We start from the raw sequence: 21,776 nt of genomic DNA on the forward strand, positions 1-21,776 counted from the left end.
CCCGAGCAGGTTTGTGTAATGGCGCTCTACAACGTCCCGGCTCCGGCCAAGATCAATCTGTTTTTGCACGTTACCGGGCGTCGTGAAGACGGCTATCACTTTTTGCAAACCGCCTTTCGTTTCGTCGATCTGAATGATTACCTAAGCTTTGTGCCACGCAGCGACGGGCAGATCCATCGGACACACAGCACCTTGAGTGATGTAGAGCCTGAACAGGATCTGGTGATCAAAGCCGCTCGCGCCCTGCAACAAGCGACAGGCACCCGGCAAGGCGTAGACATCTCTTGTATCAAGAACATTCCTTCAGGAGCAGGGATGGGCGGTGGCTCCAGCGATGCGGCCACGACCTTGATTGCCTTGAACCGTTTATGGAACCTGGGCCTGAGCCGTCAGGCCTTGATGGATATTGGCTTGCCCCTGGGTGCTGATGTGCCGGTTTTTGTCTTTGGACAGGCTGCTTTTGCGCAAGGGGTGGGCGAGCAACTGCAAGCCATTCAGATGCCGCCCCGGGATTACATCATTATCCGTCCACCGCAATTTATATCCACGGGGAAAATATTTAGCTCCGAATGCTTGACACGTGATGAAAAACCCATCACAATGACGTTCTTTACTGATTGGCAAGAAAAATTCTGGCAAGCCAAGGATAATAATCCTTATTTTGGTAGAAATAATCTGGAGTCAGTCGCATTCAGTCTTTACCCTGATTTAAAAAATTTAAAGCAGGGTTTGCAAAGTTTAAAATTGAATGCTAGAATGACGGGCTCAGGTTCTTGTTTGTTTGTTGAATGCAGAGACAAGCAAAGCGCCAAGATCGGTCAGGTTGAAATTGATCGAAATAGCAGTAAAATAGATTTTTCTGGTAGCGCAGAAACAAGTGGTGGTAAATTGCTGGTCGAACAAACTTGGGTTTGTTCAGGATTGCAAGATCATCCGCTACGCTACTGGATTAAGTAAGCATTTGGGGAATCGCCAAGCTGGTTAAGGCACTGGATTTTGATTCCAGCATGCGAAGGTTCGAATCCTTCTTCCCCAGCCACCTTTCAGGCCTAGCCTGCGATAATGTAAAGCTGTTGAGTCGTTTCCTTGTAGGGGTCTCGATCAACAGCTTTGCTTTTCCTGCATCAAAATCTATCTCCCATCATGGCACAAGACCGATTCATGATCTTCACCGGCACGGCTAATCCTCGCCTTGCTGTCGATGTCGTCAACCACCTTGATATGTCGCTGGGGAAAATGACGGTGGGTCGCTTCTCTGACGGGGAAGCCATGGTTGAAATCAACGAGAACGTGCGCGGTCGCGATGTTTTTGTTCTGCAACCCACCTGTGCTCCCACCAACGACAATCTGATGGAAATCATGGTGATGGTCGATGCCTTGCGCCGCGCTTCGGCCGGTCGCATCACCGCTGCCATCCCTTACTTTGGTTATGCCCGCCAGGATCGACGCCCCCGTTCGGCGCGTGTGTCGATCTCTGCCAAGGTCGTAGCCAATATGTTGCAAGTGGTCGGTGTTGATCGTGTCATGATGATGGATCTGCACGCTGACCAAATCCAGGGTTTCTTCGATATCCCTGTCGACAATATCTACGCTTCCCCCATTTTGCTGGGCGATATCTGGCGCTGTAACTACCAGGACATGGTGGTTGTCTCGCCTGACATCGGTGGTGTGGTGCGCGCACGAGCACTGGCCAAGCAACTGGAAGTGGATCTGGCCATTATCGACAAGCGCCGCCCACGTGCCAACGTATCCGAAGTCATGAACATCATTGGTGACGTCAACGGACGCACCTGCATTTTGATGGACGACATGGTGGATACGGCCGGTACGCTGTGCAAAGCGGCTGAAGCCCTGAAAGAGCGCGGTGCCAAGGCGGTTTACGCCTACTGTACGCACCCTGTGCTCTCGGGCGAGGCCATCGAACGTATTACGCATTCCCAGTTGAACGAGCTGGTGGTGACGGACACCATTCCTTTGTCCGCCAAGGCTCGCGAGTGCAGCAAGATTCGCCAGCTGTCCTGTGCAGCTCTGTTGGGCGAGACCATCTTGCGCATCTCGAACGCCGAGTCCGTCAGCTCCTTGTTCTCTGACTAAGTTTTTTAGCGTGCGCTGGTCGCGGCGTACGTCAACTAGGTAGGCAACTACCGTTTTTTCGCAGTGATCTTATGATCCTGCAAATTGGAGTTTTCCATGAAATTCACCGCTACGTCGCGTGATGTACAAGGTACGAGTGCGAGCCGCCGCCTGCGTCACGCTGGCCAAGTTCCTGCTATTGTTTACGGTGGCGAAGAACAGCCCGTCGTGATCTCTTTGGATCATAACGAGATTTACCACAACCTGCGCAAAGAAGCCTTCCACGCTTCCATCCTGACCATGGAATTGGACGGCAAAGCTGAGAAAGTGCTGTTGCGCTCGGTTCAGTGGCACCCCTACAAACAGCAAGTTCTGCACGTTGATTTCCAACGCGTTCTGGCTTCGCAAGCTATTACCACCAAAGTTCCTCTGAACTTTGAAGGTGGCGATGTGTGCCCAGCCGTCAAGCTGAGCGGCCAAGTCATCAGCCACATCCTGACCGAGCTGGAAATCACCTGCTTGCCAGCTAACCTGCCTGCGTCCATCACTGTGGACCTGAGCGGCATGACTGCCAACGCCAACCTGCACCTGGACAGCATCAAGCTGCCACGTGGCGTGACTTACGCTGGCAATGACACCAACCCTCTGCTGGCTGCTGCTTTGCCAGTTGGCGGTGGTGCTGCTGCTTCGGAAGAAACAGAAGAAAGCGCCGAGTAATCAAGATTGCCAGCCGGCTTCGGTCGGCTTGCAGCTTGGCGAATCAACCCCTGTCAGCGTATGCTGGCGGGGGTTTGTTATTTGTGCCTGCGCCCTTGCTGGCGTAGGCGCTTTCTGCGAAAACATTCATGTCTGAGCCTATCCGTTTGATTGTTGGCCTGGGTAATCCTGGCCCCGAGTATGAAACCACCCGTCACAATGCGGGGTTTTGGTTGGCAGACCAGTTGGCCGATGATCTGCATGCGACGTTCAACCTGGAAAAGTCCTTTTTCGCCTGGGTGGCTAAAGCGCGTTTTGAAGGTGAGAACGTCATCATCGCCAAACCTATTACCTTCATGAACAAGTCCGGACAAGCCGCCGGTGCTTTGATGCGTTTTTACAAACTCAAGCCCGAACAAGTGCTGGTTCTGCACGATGAGCTGGATTTATTGCCGGGTCAGGTCAAGATAAAAAAAGGCGGTGGACACGCCGGACATAATGGTCTGCGTGACATCCAGTCTGCCTTTGGTACACCAGATTTCTGGCGCTTGCGCTTAGGCATTGGTCACCCCCGCACCTTGGGCCTGGCTCAGCAAGTGGTGAATTTTGTTCTGCATACCCCCCGCAATGAAGAGCTGCGTGAGATTGAAGACGGTATGAATCGTTGCCGAGTCATGATGCCTGCTTTGCTGCGTGGCGACTTTGAGCAGGCGACCCGCCAGCTTTATGCACCCCAGAAGGCTTGACGCATGAAGCCAGCGCCAAGCAGCCAGATGCGTTTCCGGGACGAGCTTAAAGATTTCTTTTACTTTCTGCGTCACCCACGCAGCGCCCGACGCTTGCCTGGCAGAGCGCAGGGCGATGGCTGGTATCTGGACTGGTTTGCCCCCTTGCCCTGGAAGCGTCTGCTGCAATGGGCGGGCATGCTTTGGTTGATTAATGCGCTGGTACTGGGGCCAATTGCTGTCTCGGTAGCGGGTGTGGGCGGTGCGCAGCATCGTCTGGACCCGACGCGTATTCCCTGGGTGCAAGCCATTATCTGGGCACCTATTGTGGAAGAACTGGTTTTTCGTTTTGTGCTTAGACGGCCATCACAATGGCTGACAGTTGTTCCGCTGGCGGTGTTTCTGATGTTTCAGGGACCAAGCTGGTGGTTGATACAAGGTTTGCTGGTCTTGTGCCTGGCGGTCTGGATTAGCCGTTATACCGGCATGCCACGCCAGGCTTTGCCCGCCGGCAGCCGTTGGTGGCGCAAACTGGTGGGTGCCTTGCAGGGAAGGGCGTGGCGCTTTTCGTCTATGCGACGCTATTGGCGTTTCTTTCCCTGGGTGTTTTATGGTGCAACACTGGCCTTTGGCGCGCTGCATTTGTATAACTTTCAGCTCAACAGCATGAGCTGGTATTTGCTGCCTTTGCTGGTGTTGCCCCAATGCCTGACAGGGCTGGTACTGGCCTGGCTGCGAGTGCGTCGCGGCATTGGTGCCTCGATCGTACTTCATGCCATCTTTAATGGTGGCCCGGTCTTGCTGATTATTGGCCTGCTCAAGCTGTTTGACGGCATTCCTGTCTAAGCAAGCCCGCGTTTCAAGGCGCTATCCTGTGTCCCCGGCACGACTGTTCTGATCCGTCTGCAGGCTCTGTAGCGCCCAAGGGCGCTACAATAGCGCATCGTTTATATAACTCTTTGATTTTCAGGATACTCATGGCACTGCAATGCGGCATCGTTGGCTTGCCCAACGTTGGTAAATCCACTCTGTTCAACGCTCTGACCAAAGCCGGCATTGCGGCTGAAAACTACCCTTTCTGCACCATCGAACCGAACGTCGGCGTGGTCGAGGTTCCAGATCAGCGTTTGCAAGATCTGGCCAAGATTGTGAACCCCGAGCGCATTTTGCCTGCCGTGGTGGAATTTGTAGACATCGCTGGTCTGGTTGCTGGTGCTTCCAAGGGCGAAGGTTTGGGTAATCAGTTCCTGGCCAACATCCGCGAAACCGACGCTACCGTGCATGTAGTGCGCTGTTTTGCCGATGAGAACGTCATTCACGTAGCCGGTAAAGTGGACCCCCTGGCTGATATCGAAATCATCAACACCGAATTGGCGCTGGCTGACCTGGGTGTGGTTGAAAAAGCCTTACACCGTAATCAGAAGCTGGCTCGCTCAGGCGATAAAGACGCTGCCAAGCTGGTAGCCTTGCTCGAACGTATCGAGAAAGCGCTGGGCGAAGGCAAGTCCGTGCGTTCGCTGAAGTTGGACGAAGACGAGCTGCACCAGATTAAATCCTATGGCTTCATCACCGCCAAGCCCACTATGTACGTGGCTAACGTGAAAGAAGATGGCTTTACCAACAACCCGCACCTGGAAGCCGTGCAGAACTACGCTGCGGCTGATGGCGCTCCAGTGGTGGCCGTCTGTGCTGCCGTAGAAGCTGAAATCGCTGAACTGGACGACGCCGACAAGCTCGAATTTCTGTCCGACCTGGGCATGGAAGAGCCCGGCCTGAACCGTGTTATCCGCGCCGCCTACAGCCTGCTGGGTCTGCAAACCTACTTCACTGCAGGCGTCAAAGAAGTTCGCGCCTGGACGATCCGCGTGGGTGACACGGCCCCTCAAGCCGCTGGCGTGATCCACACTGATTTCGAGCGTGGTTTCATTCGTGCACAGACCATCGCCTTTGAGGACTTTGTCGCTTGCAAAGGTGAGCAAGGCGCCAAGGAAGCGGGCAAGATGCGCGCTGAAGGTAAGGAATATGTAGTGAAAGATGGTGACGTGCTGAACTTCCTGTTCAACGTCTAAGGATTTTTCAGAAGTCAGGAACGCTTGGTAGTGCCGTGTGTATGGTTAGACCTTTTGAAATCAAGGGCTTGCCATACATATTGGCCTTCCAAGCGTTTTTTGTTCATTGATGTCTGAAAACAGCACTTTGCATCACCACCAATATGATCAGTGGCCAACATGATGCCCGGTATCTGCCCATAAAGAATCGAAGGCGTTTTCCCCTAGGGAAAACGCAAAGCCCAAAGTGTATCTTTTTGTTATAGTGTCGGCTCGCTTGTTCTAATGCATAGCGTTGGTATGTGCTATGACCTACGTACTTGGAGATACGATGCTGAATGGTTTGATCAAGGTGGGCGTGGTGCTCAGCCTGTCTGCTGTAATCGCAGGATGCGCTACCGAGCGCTCACAAAGTGTAGTTGTTCCAACAACGGCAGCCGCAGCCACTCGTGCTACCTACCAAGGTGAGCGTAGCCCGATTTCCATTGGTAAGTTTGATAACCGTACCAACTACTTGCGTGGTGTGTTTTCCGACGGCGTGGATCGTTTGGGAGGACAAGCCAAAACAATCCTGACTAGCCATTTGCAGCAAACAGGCCGTTTCCAGGTGCTGGATCGTGACAACCTGTCCGAGATTGCTCAAGAGGCGGGTTTCAATAAACAAGCCAGTCAGATCAAGGGAGCGCGTTACGTTGTGACGGGCGACGTGACGGCGTTTGGCCGCAAAGTGACTGGGGACCAGCAGTTGTTCGGGATTCTCGGGCGCGGCAAGGAACAGACGGCCTATGCCAAGGTTGATCTGAATGTGGTCGATGTCAGCACATCGGAAGTGGTTTTCTCTGCTTCGGGTGCGGGTGAATACGTTTTGTCGAACCGGGAAGTCATTGGCTTTGGTGGCACTGCCGGCTACGACTCCACCCTGAACGGGAAAGTCCTAGATCTGGCTATTCGTGAAGCGGTTGATCACTTGATCGAAGGCATTGAACGAGGCGCCTGGAAGCCTGCTGGCAAATAAGAGGCGGCCATGAGTTCACTTATGTTTTCCAACAAGGCCCCACGGTGTCCGCGCCTGTGGCGTGGTCTGCGCTGGGCGGGTATCTGCCTGTCAGTCGGTGTGCTGACGGCCTGCGCACAACCCAAAAGCCTGTATAGCTGGGACTCTTACCAGCCTATGGTGTATGCGTATCTGCAAGAAGAGGGTGAGGACTATGCAGCACAAGTCCAAACTCTTGAAGAGAATGTAGAGTCGGCGCGTGCGACTGACCAGGCCTTGCCGCCCGGTTTTCGAGCACATTTGGGCTTGCTCTATTTGAAGCTGGGTGATGGAGCGAAGGCCGTGGAGCAATGGGAAGGCGAAAAGAATGCTTTCCCGGAGTCGTCGCCATTCATGAACTTCTTGTTGCGCCACACCACGGCGCAAGCAGATGTACCCGCCCAAGCTCAATAAAAGGTTATTCCATGATCAATAATTTGATGCGGGTAGCAATGCTATCCCTGGCGATGACTTTGGTAGGGTGTGCTGCTCCACAGGCCGAAGTTGACTACTCGGCATTTCGTGAAAGCAAACCTGCTTCTATTCTGGTGCTTCCGCCGCTTAACGATTCTGTGGATGTGGCTGCCACTTCGGCGGTGCTGTCGCAAGCGACCATGCCATTGGCAGAGTCCGGTTACTACATCCTGCCTGTCGCGGTGATGGAAGAAACGTTTAGGCAGAACGGGTTGGTCACACCAACAGATATCCACGATGTGCCAGCACCCAAATTGCGCGAGATATTTGGCGCAGACTCGGCACTATATATGACGGTGAAAGAGTACGGTGCGCAGTACGTCGTGCTGGCCAGTACGGTCACAGTTAGTATTGAGGCCGACTTGGTAGATCTGCGCACGGGTACCAAGCTGTGGAGCGGACAGAAGTTGGTCAGCTATGCGGGTGGTAGTGGTGGTGGGATTCTGGGCATGTTGATTCAGGCTGTGGTCGATCAGGTGATCAACACCTTGTCGGATCGTGGCTATCAGGTGGCCGGGATGACAAACCAGGCGCTGCTTAGCGCAGGCCAGCCTGGCGGCATACTTTATGGCCCCCGTTCGCCGCATTACGAAACACAGTAATGTGAGCCCTGCCCACTGGGCAGTATTCGTCAGCACCTTATGGACTGAACACCCGATGAAACTCATCGGGTGTTTTGCTTTCAAGCAATCGCCTGATCATCTTCCTGCTGCTTGCTCAAGCAACACATCCGCTCAATAAACCGGCGTTTCCCTGCTCGTCGCCAGATACTGACTGGGCGGCTGCCCTAATGCACGACGAAAAATAGTAGAAAACGCGCTGGGGCTGCTAAAGCCCAGATCCGAGGCCACTCGGGTTATCGGCTCCCCATTCCCCAAACGAGTAATTGACACCAGCAGGCACATTTGCTGCCGCCAGGCCAGGTAGGTCATGCCCATATGCTCCTTGAAGCGGCGGGTGAAGGTGCGGCGGCTTAGCATGGCCCAGGCGGCCATTTCGTCTGTAGAGATGTTCTGGGTCGGATTATCCAGAAAGCGCTGGCATGCGGCCCCTAATCTGCTGTCAGAGGGCAGGGGAGCACTCAGGCCCAGTCTGGGCATCAGCCGGATTTCTTCCACCAGCAACCCAATGACGTGATGAGTACGTCCGCAGTCAGTCCGTTCAGCCGGTAGCTCCATGGCCGCGCTGAACAGGTGCCGCAGCAGGGGGGAGACGCCGAACACCTGGCAATTATCCGGCAGTTGCGCCTGCTCGATGGCTTGGGGTGTCAGATAAGTGTTCACCATGGTGACATCACCGCGCATGTGCATTTCATGCGCCACACCCGGAGGTACCCACAGCGCCCGTTTGCTGGGCACTACCCAATTTCCTTTCTCCGTGAACATCGACAGGACCCCCGACGCCGCATAAGCCAGTTGCCCGCACTGGTGCACGTGGTTGGGAAAAATCGATCCTGATGTGAAGGCGCGCAGGCTGACTTCCACATCCCAGTTCGAGTTTTCCAGAGGGTAGTCATTCAGAGAAATACTCATGGCCCAATTTTGCCAAAAACTGACCCGCTTTTAAAGGTGTGAAAGGGCAGGCCTTCGTAAGATCACCAGACATTTAACGACTCGGGGATTCGAACCCCCGGTCTTGTCTGGAGCTGTCGGACATGCAAAAAAAACACCTGATTCTTGCCATTTTGGTCACGCTGGTTTGGGGAGTGAATTTCCCGATCACCAAGCTGGGGCTGCTATCCATGGAGCCTTTTCTGCTGACGGGGATACGCTTTACCTTGGCGGCTTTGCCGTTGGTGTTCTTTATCCCCAAGCCGAATATTCCATTCCGCTATGTCGTCATTTATGGCTTTATCTTTGGCCTGGGCATGTGGGGGATTATCAACTATGGCATTGAGGTGGGTGTCCATCCGGGCGTGGCCTCGCTGCTGATTCAGCTTAGCGCCTTCTTTACCATGGGCTGGGGCGCCTTGCTGTTCAAGGAGCGCTTGCGAGCCACGCAGTTGCTGGGAGCCGTGATCGCGTTTGTGGGGCTGGTGGGGATCCTCTTGTCGCAAGGTGGTGGGGATGCCACCTTTGGGCTGGTGCTGGTCGTGCTCAGTGCCGTGTCCTGGAGTATCGGGAATGTGATCATCAAGCTCTCTGGTGTGAAGGAGATTTTCTCGTTCATGGTGTGGGCCAGCTTGTTCCCGTCTATCCCGCTATTTATCGTCTCGTACTGGCTGCATGGGGCCGAGCCTTTCACCACCTTGCCAGAGGCGATCAACCTGATTTCGGTCATGTCGATTCTGTTTCAGGTCTATCTGGCGACGCATTTTTCTTACTGGGGCTGGAATTCCTTGCTCAAGCTGTACCCGGTTTCCACGGTGGCGCCTTTGTCTTTGTTGATCCCGGTGTTTGGGCTGGGTAGTTCCATGCTGATACTGGGCGAGCAGGTTAGCTTTGTGGAGGCCCTGTCTATCAGCGCCATTATTGCGGGTCTGGCCTTTGGGCTTTATAAAGGGCCGGTGCGTCCGGTTTCCTATTCAGCGACGCGTTAGGAGCTTTGGGGTTTGCCAGTAGGCGCAAAGTCCTTGTACGAGAAGCTGTCTACGGAGCCAGCCTAGACTTTGGAGTATGCGCGTCTGGCTTATGTCGGTGAGGTGGCGGATCGCTGTGACACAAGGGGAGAGGAAGCAGAACGTTTGGCGCAGGAACTACTTGGGAGCCTTAAGCAGGCTTTGTAAGGGTGCGTCAAAAATCACGCGGCTTTGATGCTTTGGAAAGCGTCAGGTTTCTCGCATAGAGGCAGTGAGTTTGATCGTGATATTTCAATTCGCTAAGCACAGTAGCTTCAAGACCTTGTTGTTAGTGGGCAATTGCTGCTGAATTCGGCCCTCGGATCCACCGCCCTCAGTGGTCGCAGCCAAGATAGCGGGGGCGAGTCACTGGTGTTTGTGCTTGCTACCAAGGCCGCAAGCTCCAACCTTCCTCACTAAATTCCAGGCGCTTCGTCAGCCCAAGATTGTTCATGAAGGCATCGTCGTGCGAAACCACCATCAGCGTGCCCTGGTAGCTGTTCAACATGGTTTCCAGGGCCAAGGTGGACGGCAGGTCCAGGTGGTTGCTAGGTTCATCCAGAAGCAGCAGTTGTGGTGGGGGATCAGCGTACAGCACGCAGGCCAGAGCGGCTTTTAGCCGCTCGCCACCGCTCAAGGCACCGCTGGGGCCGATGGTTTTTTGGGCATCCAGTCCCAGTTGTGCCAGACGCATGCGTAAGTCACCCTCGCTGCTTTTGCGGTTGACGGCCTGTATCTGTTCCAGCACGGTTTGCTGTGGATCCAGATCGGCCAAGCCCTGATCCAGATAAACATGTTGTGGCACGACTTTGCAGTGTCCAGCAAGCGGTTCCACTTGGCCTGCAATGACCTTGAGCAGCGTGGATTTCCCGCAGCCGTTCGGGCCTATGACCCCTACCCGTTGCTGGCCGTTTAGTAGCAGCGTGACTGGGGTTTGGTCGGCCGGGACATAGGGGAGTTTCACCTCATCCAGTTCCACAACGCGCTGACGGGTCAGCGGCATCAAGGGTAGGGCGTGCAGATTGATGGTGCTGTCCTGCTCAATCAATTCGGCGGCTTCCTGTATGCGTTGTGCTAACTGCTTTTGAGCCGTCACGTGTTGCTGGTGCAGTTTGCCGGTGGTGGCTTCACTGCGGCCCTTTTGCCTGTCCAGCAGGATTTTGGCCTGATTGGCTTGCTTGCCTTGTTGATTCCCGCGTGCCTGTCTACGCTCTTGCCGTTGGCGTTGCTCTTGCATGGTGCTTTGCGCGCGCTGACGTTCCAGCTTGCGGTGCTCCAGTTGGTTCATGGCGCTTTGCTGTTCCAGGGCTTTCTGTTCGGCGTAGTGGCTGTAATTGCCGCCATAGCTACGCAGCCCCAGGGAAGATAGCTCCACAATGCGCTCCATTGTGTCCAGCAGTTGGCGGTCATGGCTGATGAGCAGCAGGCCGTGGGGCCAGTGTCGTAATTGCTCGATCAAGGCAAGCCGGTTGTTGCGATCCAGGTGGTTGCTGGGTTCATCCAGAATCAGGAAATCGGCCTGAGACAGCAAGGCATTGATCAGCGATACTCGCATAGCCTGGCCGCCGCTTAACGTTTCGGCAGGTGTCTCGGCATTGAGATGCCCTAAACCATTGCGCTCCAGCGCTTCTTGCAATTGCTGCCGAATATCCCAACGGTCTTCGATCAGATTGAAGTCTTCCACGGCACTACTGCCAGCTTCAATCCGGGCCAGTGCGTCCAGGGTTGGGCCTACGCCCGCCAGATCAGCGACGCGCAAGCCACTGACGGACGCCACTTGCTGCGCCAGATAATGGACTTTTCCCGATCGCAGGCAACGGCCGCTGCTGGGTTGGAGTTGCCCAGCCAGGATTTGAGCCAGAATGGTTTTGCCCACGCCATTGCGTCCGACCAGGCCTGTGCGCCGCGAGTCGAAGGTTTCGTTCAGTTGGGAAAACAGAGTCTTGCCTTGCGGCAAGGTATAGGAGACGCCTTCCAGCGTCAGATAAGGATTCGTCATACGAGATGCTTTCATTAATGCCAAGAACTCCCCCTGCGTGATGGGGGTGGGTGGAGACTGGCCGTCTAGGGGACGGCGGCATTAGTGGCGCATTGGACGAATACCTCAGGGGAAATGAGTCGAAGCCACACTATAAAAGGATTTTGCCGGGAAGGTAAAGCCGGCCGGGCTCTCAAGAGAGCATTGAAAGTCGTGTCATCTCATCACAGGAGCTGGTTTGGGTTCAGAAGCCTGGGCTTGTCTTACGGTTTGGAGATCTTGTCTTATCGGTCTCAGCGCGGTGGGGGCTTTGTTGCTGTAGATCGCTTGAAATAACGAGCCGCGCGAGACGGCCACCCAGCAGGAAACGAAGTTTATTTCCTGACGTTTATTCAATAAAGTGGAGTTCTCGGCTTTTCATCCTCTGCGTCGTTTCATGTCTGGAGGCCAGGATCAGGAGTGCCTTTTCTCTCCCATTCCGGGAAGCCACACCATTTTGAAGGAATGCCATGAACACGTTCAATTTACCCGCCCGCTCGATTGTGTATGTGCAGGATGTGTATTGCGGTTGGTGCTGGGGTTTTGCCGAACGCATGGTCGAGTTCGAGGTGGCCAACAAGCACCGAATACCGTTTACCGCCGTTTCAGGGGGCTTGTTCGTGGGTGATCGGGCTGCTCCCATGTCCCGCTACCCTTATATTTCCGAGTCCAACAAGCGCATCACGCAAATGACAGGGGCGAGGTTTGGGGCTGCTTATCAAGCTTTGGCAGAGGAAGGGACTACGGTTATGGACTCTCTGGATGCGGCAACTGCCTTGGCTGTGTTGCGTGCGCAAGACTCGGAGCGGGCCATTCATTGGGTACACGAGTTACAGCAGGCCTTCTATGTGAACGGACGCAGCTTGTCGGATCAGGAGGTCTGCCTGGGGATTGCCGCTGCTGGTGGTCTGGATGTGGAGATGGTTCGACGCCATTTGACTGACGGTTCAGGTCGGGAGCAAGCCTTGGCGGACTTCGCGTTGGCGCGAGCCTTGGGCGTGCAATCCTATCCGACCTTATTGTTTGTGGATGGTCGAGAAGTGACGCCGCTACCTGCGGTTGGGACCCCTTTGGAAATGCTGAATCAGTCCTTGGACTCCTTGTTGGGCTGATCAACATGTAGCCATAGTGTGCTGCGCTTGGCTAAAAGGCTGGCAAGGAGCAATTAAAAACGCCATGCAAAAGCATGGCGTTTTCTATTCAAACCTGGGAGGGCTTAGCCGCGTCTTAAGGGCGCAACACATACATCCGGGTTGTCTGCCAAGGACACAAACTTCATGCTGCCACCGTCATAGGCGTCGATGGTGCCCGACTCAATGTCGTAGACCCAGCCATGCAAGGTCAAGCGGCCTTCGGACATGGCCAGACGCACCGAAGGGTGGGTCTGGATATTGGCCAGTTGGGCCACCACGTTTTCACGCACCATGGAAGCAATACGTTCCTGCTCGTTGGCGTGGGTGCGGGCTTCGTTTACCAGACGTGCCGAGTCGGCATAGCGCAGCCAGTGCTCCACGGCGGGCATGTGGTCCAGGCACTGACAGGAAGCAATCGCGGTCATGGCGCCACAGTCCGAGTGACCACAGATCACGATATCGGACACGCGCAGGGCGGACACGGCATATTCCACCGAGGCGGTCACCCCACCGGGTTCCGGGCCGTAGGAGGGAACGATGTTGCCAGCGTTACGAATCACGAACAGATCACCGGGTTCACGTTGTGTCACCAGCTCTGGGACCAGACGGCTATCGGAGCAAGAGATAAACAAAGCGCGGGGGTTTTGTTGTGTGGCCAGATTTTTGAAGAGCTTGGCGCGCTTGGGATAGGCTTCCCGTTGGAATTTCAGGAAACCGTCGATAATGTCTTTCATCCTTGTCCTTGTAGTTCGGCTTGGATAGAAGATTAACGCTTCATGGTCATAAGGTAAAATACCGAATTCTGATGCTTTCCATTGGGTTTACTTATAGAAAGGCCCTGTATGCTTTTGCGCCATCTTAATTACTTTCTGGCGGTTGCCCAGTATCAAAGCTTTACCCGCGCTGCGCGTGCCTTGCACGTGTCTCAGCCGGCCTTGTCACAACAGGTGCGTCAGCTGGAGGAACATCTGGGCGTGCAACTGTTTGATCGTACTGGGCGGCTGGTGCGTTTAACGGATGCGGGTGAGGTCTATCTGCGTTATGCCCGCCAAGCCTTGCAGGATCTGGAAGAAGGACGGCGGGCCTTGCATGATGTCAGTGACTTGAGTCGAGGCTCCTTGCGTGTGGCGGTGGCACCGACGTTTACTTCTTACCTGATTGGTCCTTTGGTGGAGGCCTTTTACCGGCGCTATCCCAATGTGCGCCTGGTGGTGCAGGAAATGTTGCAGGAGCGCGTGGAAACGCAACTGGTCGAGGACGAGTTGGATATTGGTATTGCTTTTGAAAAGCCCACGTCAACTGCGGTGGAGTTCCAGCCATTATTGGTGGAGACCTTGGCGTTGGTCATGAGTCGTACCCACCCTTTGGCCGAGCGACGCAGCATTGATAGAGACACCTTGACGCGTGAGTCCTTGGTGTTGCTAACGCCGGAATTTGCCACACGTGAACAGATCGAACGTTATTGCCGACAGCATGATCTGGACTTGAAGGTATCGATGGAGTCGAACTCCCTCAATGCCGTGATCGAGGTGGTGCGGCGCACGGGTCTGGCGACCTTGCTGCCTGCTGCGATTGCCAGCAATAGCGAGTATTTGGTGGCGGTGAGTCTGGAACCGGCCCCGCCACAACGGCGGGCTATTTTGATGCAGCGCAAGGGCGCTTACCAGTCCGCTGCCATGCGCGCCTTTATTGAGCTGGCGCTGAAATACGGCGCGGCATCGACGTTTTAAAGTAGGTGTCGGACAGAGCGATTGTGATGCGCTACTGCAGGCACCTTATAGCGACACCAGCACACTTTGCTCCAGAGGGCGCAGCTCGCTTTCTACAGCCGGTTTGCCCTCGTTCAAATGGGCGACCAGATCGACTGTGGTTGACATGCGTGTCAACATCAAACAGGTCACTTCACCCTGGGCAACACGGCTGCTGTGCCAGCAACCGGGCCGCATGCACACACCTTGCCCTTGAGCAATGCGGAAGGCTTGCAGGGTGGATAAATCCGGGCCGCCTTCGGCTGTGCTTTCGGCCACGATATGGATCACTTCGCCAGTCAGCGGGATCAGTGCCTGTTGCGTCAGCAGGTGATTTTCCAGGGTTGTGATGGTGGGATCCTGAATACGGTAATTCACCCATAACACTTCGGTCTGCTTGTTTTGACCTGTGTCAAACGCATGTTCGTGCCAAAAGTCTGTGGCGGCATTGCTGAAAGCAGCCGTCGCAGGTGCAGTAGCCAAGCCTTTCCCTAACATCCAGCCATAAGGCTCAAACGCCTCTGGGCTTAGCGGCTGGGGAACCAGATTAATTGAAGTATTCATGATCAATCACGTGAAGAAAGTGCTATGGCGGCATATTAGCAAAAATGGCAACTCGGGTCAGGATTGGCCTAGATCAATAAGCTTGAGTTTCTGACGGTTATTGCGGAACTAAGTCAGGTATCCCCTGTCTTGAAAGAGGCTCGTCATTACTTAGCGAGCTAAGCAAGCCGCCTTTTTCGATGGGCGGCTTCGCTCTGTCTGCTTTCTTGATAAGGAGGTGCTGTGCTTGACGCTGTTTCGCTGACCTGTAAACGGGGCCAGCGTCGTGTGTTCTCCGAGCTGAGCCTAAGGCTTGACGCTGGCCAATGCCTTTTGGTCAGTGGGCCCAATGGTAGCGGCAAAACCAGCTTGCTGCGTATCTTGGCCAATATCGCCCAGGCCGATGAAGGCCAACTGATCTGGCGCGACCGACCTGTGCAAAGCAACGATAGCGATTACCGGCAACAGCTTGTGTACGGCGGCCATGCCCCCGGCTTGAATGGCAGCTTATCGGTGCAAGAAAACCTGGATAGCCTGCTTATGCAGGATCGTGTTCCTTTGGAGCGGGACGCCTGTGATCAGGCGCTGCTGGCAGGCAGTTTGCTGGCTTACCGTCGAGTGCCGGTAAGGCAGTTGTCGGCAGGGCAACGCCGCCGTGTGTTTTTGGTGCGTCTGGCGCTCAGCAACCGTCCCTTATGGATTCTGGACGAGCAACTGACCGCGCTGGATAGTGCCGGTCAGAAGTTTCTGGGCGAGTTGATTGCACAGCATTTGCACAAACAGGGCGCTGTCATTCTGACCAGTCACCAGACCTTGCCCTGGGATTTGGAGGTGCAGCACCTGGATCTGGGGCAGGCATGTTGAATCTCTTTTTAGCCTTGATGAAGCGCGAGTGGCGCTTGGCGATGCGTCGGCCCGGCGATGTGCTGATTCCCCTGGTTTTCTTTCTGGTGGTGTGCAGCCTGTTCCCTTTGGGCGTGGGAGCAGATGCGGCCTTGTTGTCCAAGATGGCCCCGGGTGTGCTGTGGGTGTCGGCCTTGCTGGCCACGCTGCTGTCATTAAGCCGCCTGTTTGAACAGGACGAGCAGGACGGCGCGTTGGAGCAGGTTCTGTTTTCCCATTTGCCGCTTAGCCTCTGGGTTTTGGGCAAGGTGTTGGCGCATACCTTTTTGACTGGCGTGCCGTTGCTGTTGTTGGCTCCCATTCTGGGGCTGCAATTCAGTCTGCCTACGTCCAGTCTGGGTGTGTTGATGGTGTCCCTGGCGCTGGGGCTGCCCGTCCTGACCTTGTTGGGGGCGATTGGCGCGGCCTTGGTGCTGGGTTTGCGTTCAGCAGGTGTCTTGCTGGCTCTATTGATTTTGCCCTTTTACGTTCCCGTTCTGGTCTTTGGGGCGGGGGCGGTGCAAGCGGTTCAGGCCGGGTTGGGTGCACAAGCGCATCTGTCCGTTCTGGCCGCTTTTTTACTGTTGGCTTTGTTCTTTGCGCCACTTGCTACGGCAGCGGCGTTGCGCCTTGCTCTTGAGTAAATTCCATGAACTTTTTGTATCGTTACGCCGCCCCTCAAAACTTTTATGTCCTGGCCGGACGCATTGTGCCGTGGGCCGCTGCATTGGCCCTGTTGCTGTTCGTGGCAGGGGCTTATGTGGGCTTTTTCCTGGCCCCGACGGATTTCCAGCAAGGCGAGGGTTACCGCATTATTTTTCTGCATGTACCGGTGTCCTGGATGTCCATGCTGATTTACCTGGCCATGGGTTTCTGGTCCTTGATCAGCCTGGTTTTCAATAGCCGTACGGCAGCCATGATGGCCGCTGCACTGGCACCGACCGGGGCGATCTGTACGGTTTTGTCCTTGGTGACTGGTGCGCTGTGGGGCAAGCCTATGTGGGGCGCCTGGTGGGTCTGGGATGCCCGTCTGACGTCCGAATTGTTGCTGCTGTTTCTGTATATGGGTTTCATGGGTTTGCGCGGGGCGATCGACGACCCGCGCCGCGCGGATAAAGCCGCCTCCATTCTGGCCTTGGTCGGGGTGGTCAATGTGCCCGTTATCTATTTCTCGGTGCAATGGTGGAACACCTTGCATCAGGGGGCTTCGGTATCGCTGACCAGCTCGCCTTCCATGGCGACCGTCATGCTGACGGGCATGTTGCTGATGAGTCTGGCCATGTGGTGCTACAGCATTGCCATCGCACTGTATCGGGTGCGCAATTTGATTCTTGAACGTGAGGCGCATACCGCCTGGGTTCGCAACTTGACGGAGGGCTGATGATGCATTGGTCGAGTGTGGGCGATTTTTTCGCTATGGGCGGCTACGCCGTGTACGTATGGGGCTCGGTGCTGGCCTGTACCGTATTGTTGCTGGGCGAAGTGCTCAGCGTACGGGCAGGACGGGCACGCGCCTGGCAACGGGTGCGTGATGAGCGCGCTCTGGGAGAGCAGCGTCATGACTAAGCGACAGAATCGTCTTGCCCTGATTCTGGGCGCTTTAGTGGTACTGGGAGCGGCAACGGCTTTGGTCCTGAACGCCTTTCAAAGCAGTCTGGTGTTCTTTTTCACCCCTACTGAGGTTAGCCAGGGGCAAAGCCCTGAAAACCGGACTTTCCGGGTGGGCGGCATTGTGCAGATGGACAGTATTCGCCGTGGTGGAGCCCAAGGTATGGCTGTGAATTTTGTGGTGACAGACGGTGCGGCCCAGGTGCCCGTCAGCTATACCGGAATTTTGCCGGATCTGTTTCAAGAGGGGAAAGGCGTGGTGGCCCAAGGCCGCCTGAACGAGCAGGGCCATTTTGTAGCGGAAGAAGTGCTGGCCAAGCACGATGAAAACTACATGCCGCCCGAGGCCATGCATGCCATGGAGCAGGCCGAGCGTGCCAAACAAGGAGCCCAGCCATGATCCCGGAGCTTGGGCACTTTGCCCTGATTCTTACCTTTGTGCTGGCGCTGGCCCAAGGCATTGTGTCCTTGTACGGCGCCTGGCGCGGCAATCTGGCCTGGATGGCCTTTGCGCGCCCGGCAGCGCGCTGGCAATTCGGTCTGGTGGCGTTCAGCTTGCTGTGTCTGGCCTGGTCTTTTGTCAGCTTTGATTTTTCGGTCGCCTATGTGGCGCAGAACTCCAGCACCAAGCTGCCTTTGTTCTACCGCATTGCCGCAGTATGGGGCGGGCACGAAGGCTCGCTCTTGCTGTGGATGTTCATGCAAACAGGCTGGGCTTTTGCCGTCAGTGTTTACTCGCGCTCCTTGCCTGAAGCCATGCTGGCTCGGGTGCTGGGTGTATTGGGGCTGATCACTGCCGGTTTCCTGTTGTTTGTCCTGCTCAGTTCCAACCCCTTTGAGCGCATGTTCCCGGTGCCGGCTGAAGGTTTGGACCTGAACACGCTCTTGCAGGATATTGGTCTGATTATTCACCCGCCCTTGCTGTATATGGGCTATGTGGGTTTTTCGGTGGCCTTTGCCTTTGCGATTGCTGCTTTGCTGGCAGGCCGTCTGGATGCGAGTTGGGCACGTTGGTCGCGTCCCTGGACAACCTCGGCCTGGTTGTTCCTGACCTTGGGGATTGCGGTCGGTAGCTGGTGGGCCTATTACGAGCTGGGGTGGGGCGGCTGGTGGTTCTGGGATCCGGTGGAGAACTCCTCCTTTGTGCCCTGGTTGGCGGGTACTGCCTTGATTCACTCTTTGGCGGTCACGGAGAAACGTGGCAGCTTCAAGAACTGGACCGTATTGCTGGCAATCAGCACCTTCTCCTTGTCCATCTTGGGCGCCTTCCTGGTGCGCTCCGGTGTGCTGACGTCGGTGCATGCGTTTGCGACAGACCCGGCCCGTGGTGTGTTCATTCTGAGTCTGTTTGCCGTCATTGTTGGTAGCTCCCTGATTCTGTTTGCCTGGCGCGCACCGCGTGTCGGGGCAGGCGGGCAGTTTGCCGTGGTGTCGCGTGAATCCTTGCTGCTGGTCAATAATGTTTTGCTGGTGGTGGTGACAGGTACAGTCTTGCTAGGAACCTTGTACCCGCTGATCATGGATTCCTTGGGCCTGGGCAAAATCTCGGTAGGCCCGCCTTATTTCAATAAGGTGTTTGTCCCTTTGATGATCCCGGCTTTGGTCTTGATTGTCTTTGGTGTGCTGGCGAACTGGAAACGAGCCAACGTTCTGGATCTGGTGCGCCAACTGGCCTTGGTGATTGTGTTCAGCGTCGTGTTGGGTGCCGCTATTCCGTTGCTGTATGGGCAATGGCAGGGCACTGCCGCCTTGGGGGCGGGATTGGCCGTGTGGATCGTGCTGGGCAGCTTGTTCGATGTGGTCAAGCGTGTGCGCGCCACGCGTTCAGGCGTGTTCTCGCAACCACGTAGCTGGCTGGGACAGCATCTGGCGCATATGGGGGTGGCGGTTTTTGTTCTGGGCGTGACCATGGTCAGTCATTACGAAACAGAAACCGACGTTCTGTTGCAGCCTGGACAGACCGCGCAGGTCGGCGCGTATGACGCACGTTTCCAAGGCGTACATATTGTGCCCGGTCCGAATTACTCCGCCGAGCGTGGCACGGTGGAGCTGTTGCGGGACGGCAAGGTGGTCGCTACCTTGTACCCGGAAAATCGCACTTACCTGTCCTCGGCCTTGCCCATGACGGAATCGGCGATCAATACCAATGGCTTGCGTCATATTTACGTGGCGCTGGGCGATAAGTATGACCAAGGCGTCTGGAGTGTACGTCTGTACTACAAACCGCTGGTGGACTTTATCTGGCTGGGTTGTTTGCTGATGGCCTTGGGTGGCGCACTGGCGATCAGTGATCGACGCTATCGTGTCAAGCAAACTCGTACCGCTGTACAGAACAAGGCCATGAATACGCACAAGCAGGTGCAGGCATGAACCGTTTTACCGTCCCTTTGATCGGCTTTGTGCTGTTGTTGGTGTTTCTGGGTATTGGTTTGACCTTGAAACCCAGCGAGGTGCCTTCGCCCTTGGTCGATAAACCGGCCCCGGCGTTCAGCCTGCCTCAATTGCACAAGCCTGAAGCCAGTTTTTCGGGGGAGCAAATGAAAGGCCGCGTCTGGCTGTTGAACGTGTGGGCCTCCTGGTGCTATCCGTGTTTGACAGAGCATCCTTTTATCAAGGAGCTGTCCACCAAGCACAAGGTGCCGGTTGTGGGTCTGAACTACAAGGATGTACCCGAGGAAAGCCGTGAGTGGTTGCTGCGCAATGGCAACTCTTACGAGGTTTCCGTTATGGATCGGGACGGGCGTGTGGGCATTGATTTCGGTGTGTATGGTGTGCCGGAAACCTTTGTGATCGACAAGCAGGGCATTGTGCGCTTCAAGCACATAGGCCCCGTGTCGCGTGAGTCCATGGAGGAAACCTTGTTGCCCTTAATTCGTCGTTTGGAGCAGCAGCCATGATGATGCGTCAATGGATGGCGGCACTGGTTGCCAGTGTGTGGCTTTTTCTACCGTCTGCCCAAGCCCAGTCGGGGGCGCAAGGCGCGCAGGAGTCGGTGATGCTGGAAATTGCGGCTGAACTGCGTTGTCTGGTGTGCCAGAACGAGTCTATTGCGGCTTCGCGTGCCGAGCTGGCCGTGGACTTGCGCCACCAGATCATGGAACAGCTGGGCCAGGGCCGTACCCCGGATCAAATCCGTACATACATGGTGGACCGCTACGGTGATTTCATCTTGTATCGCCCGCCTTTCAAAGCCAGCACGGTGATGCTTTGGTTGGGGCCTGCCCTGTTGCTGTTGATCGGTTTTCTGGTTTATGCCTTTACCTTGCGCCGTCGACACCGTGCCGGTGATGACACGGCCCTGACCGATGAGCAGCGTCGTCAAGCCGATGCGCTTTTGCAAGGTTCTTCTCGGGATGAACAATCGTGACTATTGTTTTTTATATCGTGGCCGCACTGCTGGTCTTGGTGTGTGCGCTGTATTTGATGTTAAGCGTCAAGCGCAAACCGGCCTTGCAGCGAGTGGTGGAACACAAACAGGCCAATCTGGCGATTTTGCGCGAGCAGCTCAAAGAGATTGAGCGAGACAAGCAGGCGGGTGTGTTGTCTGCTCAGGATTTCGAGCAGGCGCAGATGGATTTGCGCCAACGTGTACTGGAGGAGAACGAGGGCCTGAAAACGGAAGCAGTGCAACAAACCGGTGCACCCAGGCTGGCTTGGACCTTGATGCTGAGTATTCCGCTTGCCGCCATCGCCTTGTATTTTTATCTGGGTAATCCGGTGATGCTGGACCCGGCTGCCGTGCAGCAGCAGGCCAACGCCCAGCCCGTGGATATTGAGGCCATGGTGGCCCGTCTGGAGCAGCGTCTCAAAGACAATCCGGATGATCCTGGTGCCTGGTTGATGATGGCCCGTTCGCATCGCTATTACGGCCGTCACCAGCAAGCGGCAGAAGCTTATGCCAAAGCCATGCCGGTCGTGGACGGAGATCCGGCTGCGCTTGCCGAGTATGCCGAGTCCATGCTGTTGGCAGGTATCGACACCTTGGATGGCTTGCCAGGCCGCCTGGTCAAGCGGTCGCTGGATCTGTACCCCGAAGAACCTTTGGGTTTGATGCTGGCTGGAGCGGCTGCCTTGCATAACGAGCAATACCCGGCAGCGATCGATTATTGGCAGCGTTTGTTGGCGCAGTTCCCGCCAGATTCGGAAACCGCCAAGGTAGTGAATCAAGGCTTGCAACTGGCGCGCGAACGTATGCGTATGCCGGCCACGCCTGCAGCGGAACCTGCCACGGCCCCTTGA

Annotated in this window: 25 protein-coding genes and 1 tRNA gene; 22 read left to right on the top strand and 4 right to left on the bottom strand. The window is 55.6% G+C overall.

What is annotated here, in order from left to right; all coding sequences use genetic code 11:
• The first annotated feature begins 18 nt into the window (after positions 1–18).
• From ispE to AB7E06_RS15025, 10 genes are all read left to right on the top strand, one after another.
• A complete protein-coding gene (ispE, locus tag AB7E06_RS14980; protein WP_094195610.1) occupies positions 19–957 on the top strand; it encodes a 4-(cytidine 5'-diphospho)-2-C-methyl-D-erythritol kinase in 939 nt (312 codons plus the stop codon).
• A 5-nt stretch (positions 958–962) separates the two neighbouring features.
• Positions 963–1,039, top strand: a tRNA-Gln gene (locus tag AB7E06_RS14985).
• Positions 1,040–1,143: 104 nt separating this feature from the next.
• Positions 1,144–2,094, top strand: coding sequence for a ribose-phosphate pyrophosphokinase (locus AB7E06_RS14990; protein WP_162496912.1), 951 nt, complete (start codon positions 1,144–1,146; stop codon positions 2,092–2,094).
• Between the two features lie 96 nt (positions 2,095–2,190).
• Complete coding sequence (locus AB7E06_RS14995; RefSeq protein WP_094195612.1) at positions 2,191–2,790, top strand: 50S ribosomal protein L25/general stress protein Ctc; 600 nt, start codon at positions 2,191–2,193, stop codon at positions 2,788–2,790.
• A 128-nt stretch (positions 2,791–2,918) separates the two neighbouring features.
• Entirely contained in the window at positions 2,919–3,515 is a 597-nt protein-coding gene (gene pth, locus AB7E06_RS15000; protein WP_094195613.1) for an aminoacyl-tRNA hydrolase, read from the top strand.
• A gap of 3 nt (positions 3,516–3,518) precedes the next feature.
• Positions 3,519–4,340 (top strand): CPBP family glutamic-type intramembrane protease, encoded by an 822-nt coding sequence (locus tag AB7E06_RS15005; protein WP_094195614.1) that lies wholly within the window; start codon positions 3,519–3,521, stop codon positions 4,338–4,340.
• 131 nt (positions 4,341–4,471) lie between these two features.
• Positions 4,472–5,563 (top strand): redox-regulated ATPase YchF, encoded by a 1,092-nt coding sequence (gene ychF, locus AB7E06_RS15010; RefSeq protein WP_094195615.1) that lies wholly within the window; start codon positions 4,472–4,474, stop codon positions 5,561–5,563.
• A gap of 310 nt (positions 5,564–5,873) precedes the next feature.
• On the top strand, positions 5,874–6,557 hold the full coding sequence (locus AB7E06_RS15015; protein ID WP_094195616.1) for a CsgG/HfaB family protein: 684 nt from the start codon (positions 5,874–5,876) through the stop codon (positions 6,555–6,557).
• A gap of 9 nt (positions 6,558–6,566) precedes the next feature.
• Positions 6,567–6,989, top strand: coding sequence for a DUF4810 domain-containing protein (locus AB7E06_RS15020; RefSeq protein ID WP_230019009.1), 423 nt, complete (start codon positions 6,567–6,569; stop codon positions 6,987–6,989).
• 11 nt (positions 6,990–7,000) lie between these two features.
• Positions 7,001–7,651, top strand: coding sequence for a DUF799 domain-containing protein (locus AB7E06_RS15025; protein ID WP_427957460.1), 651 nt, complete (start codon positions 7,001–7,003; stop codon positions 7,649–7,651).
• A 132-nt stretch (positions 7,652–7,783) separates the two neighbouring features.
• Here AB7E06_RS15025 and AB7E06_RS15030 read toward each other — a convergent pair whose 3' ends face one another.
• Positions 7,784–8,581, bottom strand: a complete 798-nt coding sequence (locus AB7E06_RS15030) for an AraC family transcriptional regulator (RefSeq protein ID WP_108728111.1) — start codon at positions 8,579–8,581, stop codon at positions 7,784–7,786.
• Positions 8,582–8,703: 122 nt separating this feature from the next.
• Here AB7E06_RS15030 and AB7E06_RS15035 point away from each other — a divergent pair, with 122 nt between their 5' ends.
• On the top strand, positions 8,704–9,588 hold the full coding sequence (locus AB7E06_RS15035; protein ID WP_094195620.1) for an EamA family transporter: 885 nt from the start codon (positions 8,704–8,706) through the stop codon (positions 9,586–9,588).
• 403 nt (positions 9,589–9,991) lie between these two features.
• Here the strand turns inward: AB7E06_RS15035 and AB7E06_RS15040 are convergent, their stop codons facing one another.
• A complete protein-coding gene (locus AB7E06_RS15040; RefSeq protein WP_427957462.1) occupies positions 9,992–11,605 on the bottom strand; it encodes an ABC-F family ATP-binding cassette domain-containing protein in 1,614 nt (537 codons plus the stop codon).
• A 488-nt stretch (positions 11,606–12,093) separates the two neighbouring features.
• On the opposite strand from AB7E06_RS15040, the gene AB7E06_RS15045 reads away from it, so the two are divergent.
• A complete protein-coding gene (locus AB7E06_RS15045; protein WP_094195622.1) occupies positions 12,094–12,735 on the top strand; it encodes a DsbA family protein in 642 nt (213 codons plus the stop codon).
• Positions 12,736–12,839: 104 nt separating this feature from the next.
• On the opposite strand, the gene AB7E06_RS15050 is transcribed toward AB7E06_RS15045, so the two are convergent.
• On the bottom strand, positions 12,840–13,490 hold the full coding sequence (locus tag AB7E06_RS15050) for a carbonic anhydrase (protein WP_094195623.1): 651 nt from the start codon (positions 13,488–13,490) through the stop codon (positions 12,840–12,842).
• Positions 13,491–13,598: 108 nt separating this feature from the next.
• On the opposite strand from AB7E06_RS15050, the gene cynR reads away from it, so the two are divergent.
• Positions 13,599–14,486 carry a transcriptional regulator CynR gene (gene cynR / locus AB7E06_RS15055; RefSeq protein ID WP_094195624.1) on the top strand — a complete coding sequence of 296 codons (888 nt, stop codon included), beginning with the start codon at positions 13,599–13,601 and terminating at the stop codon, positions 14,484–14,486.
• A 45-nt stretch (positions 14,487–14,531) separates the two neighbouring features.
• Here the strand turns inward: cynR and AB7E06_RS15060 are convergent, their stop codons facing one another.
• Positions 14,532–15,068, bottom strand: a complete 537-nt coding sequence (locus tag AB7E06_RS15060; RefSeq protein ID WP_094195625.1) for an ureidoglycolate lyase — start codon at positions 15,066–15,068, stop codon at positions 14,532–14,534.
• A gap of 222 nt (positions 15,069–15,290) precedes the next feature.
• Between AB7E06_RS15060 and ccmA the strand changes: the two genes are divergently transcribed.
• Genes ccmA through ccmI form a run of 9 tightly spaced genes read left to right on the top strand, consistent with a single transcriptional unit; the run spans position 15,291 to position 21,776 of the window.
• A complete protein-coding gene (gene ccmA / locus AB7E06_RS15065) occupies positions 15,291–15,911 on the top strand; it encodes a cytochrome c biogenesis heme-transporting ATPase CcmA (protein ID WP_108728103.1) in 621 nt (206 codons plus the stop codon).
• Complete coding sequence (gene ccmB / locus AB7E06_RS15070; RefSeq protein ID WP_094195627.1) at positions 15,905–16,573, top strand: heme exporter protein CcmB; 669 nt, start codon at positions 15,905–15,907, stop codon at positions 16,571–16,573. The genes ccmA and ccmB overlap by 7 nt, the downstream gene beginning before the upstream one ends.
• A gap of 5 nt (positions 16,574–16,578) precedes the next feature.
• A complete protein-coding gene (gene ccmC, locus AB7E06_RS15075; protein WP_094195628.1) occupies positions 16,579–17,310 on the top strand; it encodes a heme ABC transporter permease CcmC in 732 nt (243 codons plus the stop codon).
• Positions 17,310–17,495 carry a heme exporter protein CcmD gene (gene ccmD, locus AB7E06_RS15080; RefSeq protein WP_230019015.1) on the top strand — a complete coding sequence of 62 codons (186 nt, stop codon included), beginning with the start codon at positions 17,310–17,312 and terminating at the stop codon, positions 17,493–17,495. The genes ccmC and ccmD overlap by 1 nt, the downstream gene beginning before the upstream one ends.
• Positions 17,488–17,937, top strand: a complete 450-nt coding sequence (ccmE, locus tag AB7E06_RS15085; protein ID WP_094195629.1) for a cytochrome c maturation protein CcmE — start codon at positions 17,488–17,490, stop codon at positions 17,935–17,937. Before ccmD ends, ccmE begins: the two co-directional genes overlap by 8 nt.
• Positions 17,934–19,907 carry a heme lyase CcmF/NrfE family subunit gene (locus AB7E06_RS15090; protein WP_230019016.1) on the top strand — a complete coding sequence of 658 codons (1,974 nt, stop codon included), beginning with the start codon at positions 17,934–17,936 and terminating at the stop codon, positions 19,905–19,907. Before ccmE ends, AB7E06_RS15090 begins: the two co-directional genes overlap by 4 nt.
• Positions 19,904–20,434: a DsbE family thiol:disulfide interchange protein gene (locus AB7E06_RS15095; RefSeq protein ID WP_094195631.1), complete on the top strand. Its 531-nt coding sequence runs from the start codon at positions 19,904–19,906 to the stop codon at positions 20,432–20,434. Before AB7E06_RS15090 ends, AB7E06_RS15095 begins: the two co-directional genes overlap by 4 nt.
• Positions 20,431–20,904, top strand: a complete 474-nt coding sequence (locus tag AB7E06_RS15100; protein ID WP_395029106.1) for a cytochrome c-type biogenesis protein — start codon at positions 20,431–20,433, stop codon at positions 20,902–20,904. The genes AB7E06_RS15095 and AB7E06_RS15100 overlap by 4 nt, the downstream gene beginning before the upstream one ends.
• Positions 20,901–21,776, top strand: coding sequence for a c-type cytochrome biogenesis protein CcmI (ccmI, locus tag AB7E06_RS15105; protein ID WP_094195633.1), 876 nt, complete (start codon positions 20,901–20,903; stop codon positions 21,774–21,776). Before AB7E06_RS15100 ends, ccmI begins: the two co-directional genes overlap by 4 nt.

It is taken from the genome of Alcaligenes sp. (assembly GCF_050255915.1).
Classification (GTDB): Bacteria; Pseudomonadota; Gammaproteobacteria; order Burkholderiales; family Burkholderiaceae_B; genus Alcaligenes; species Alcaligenes aquatilis.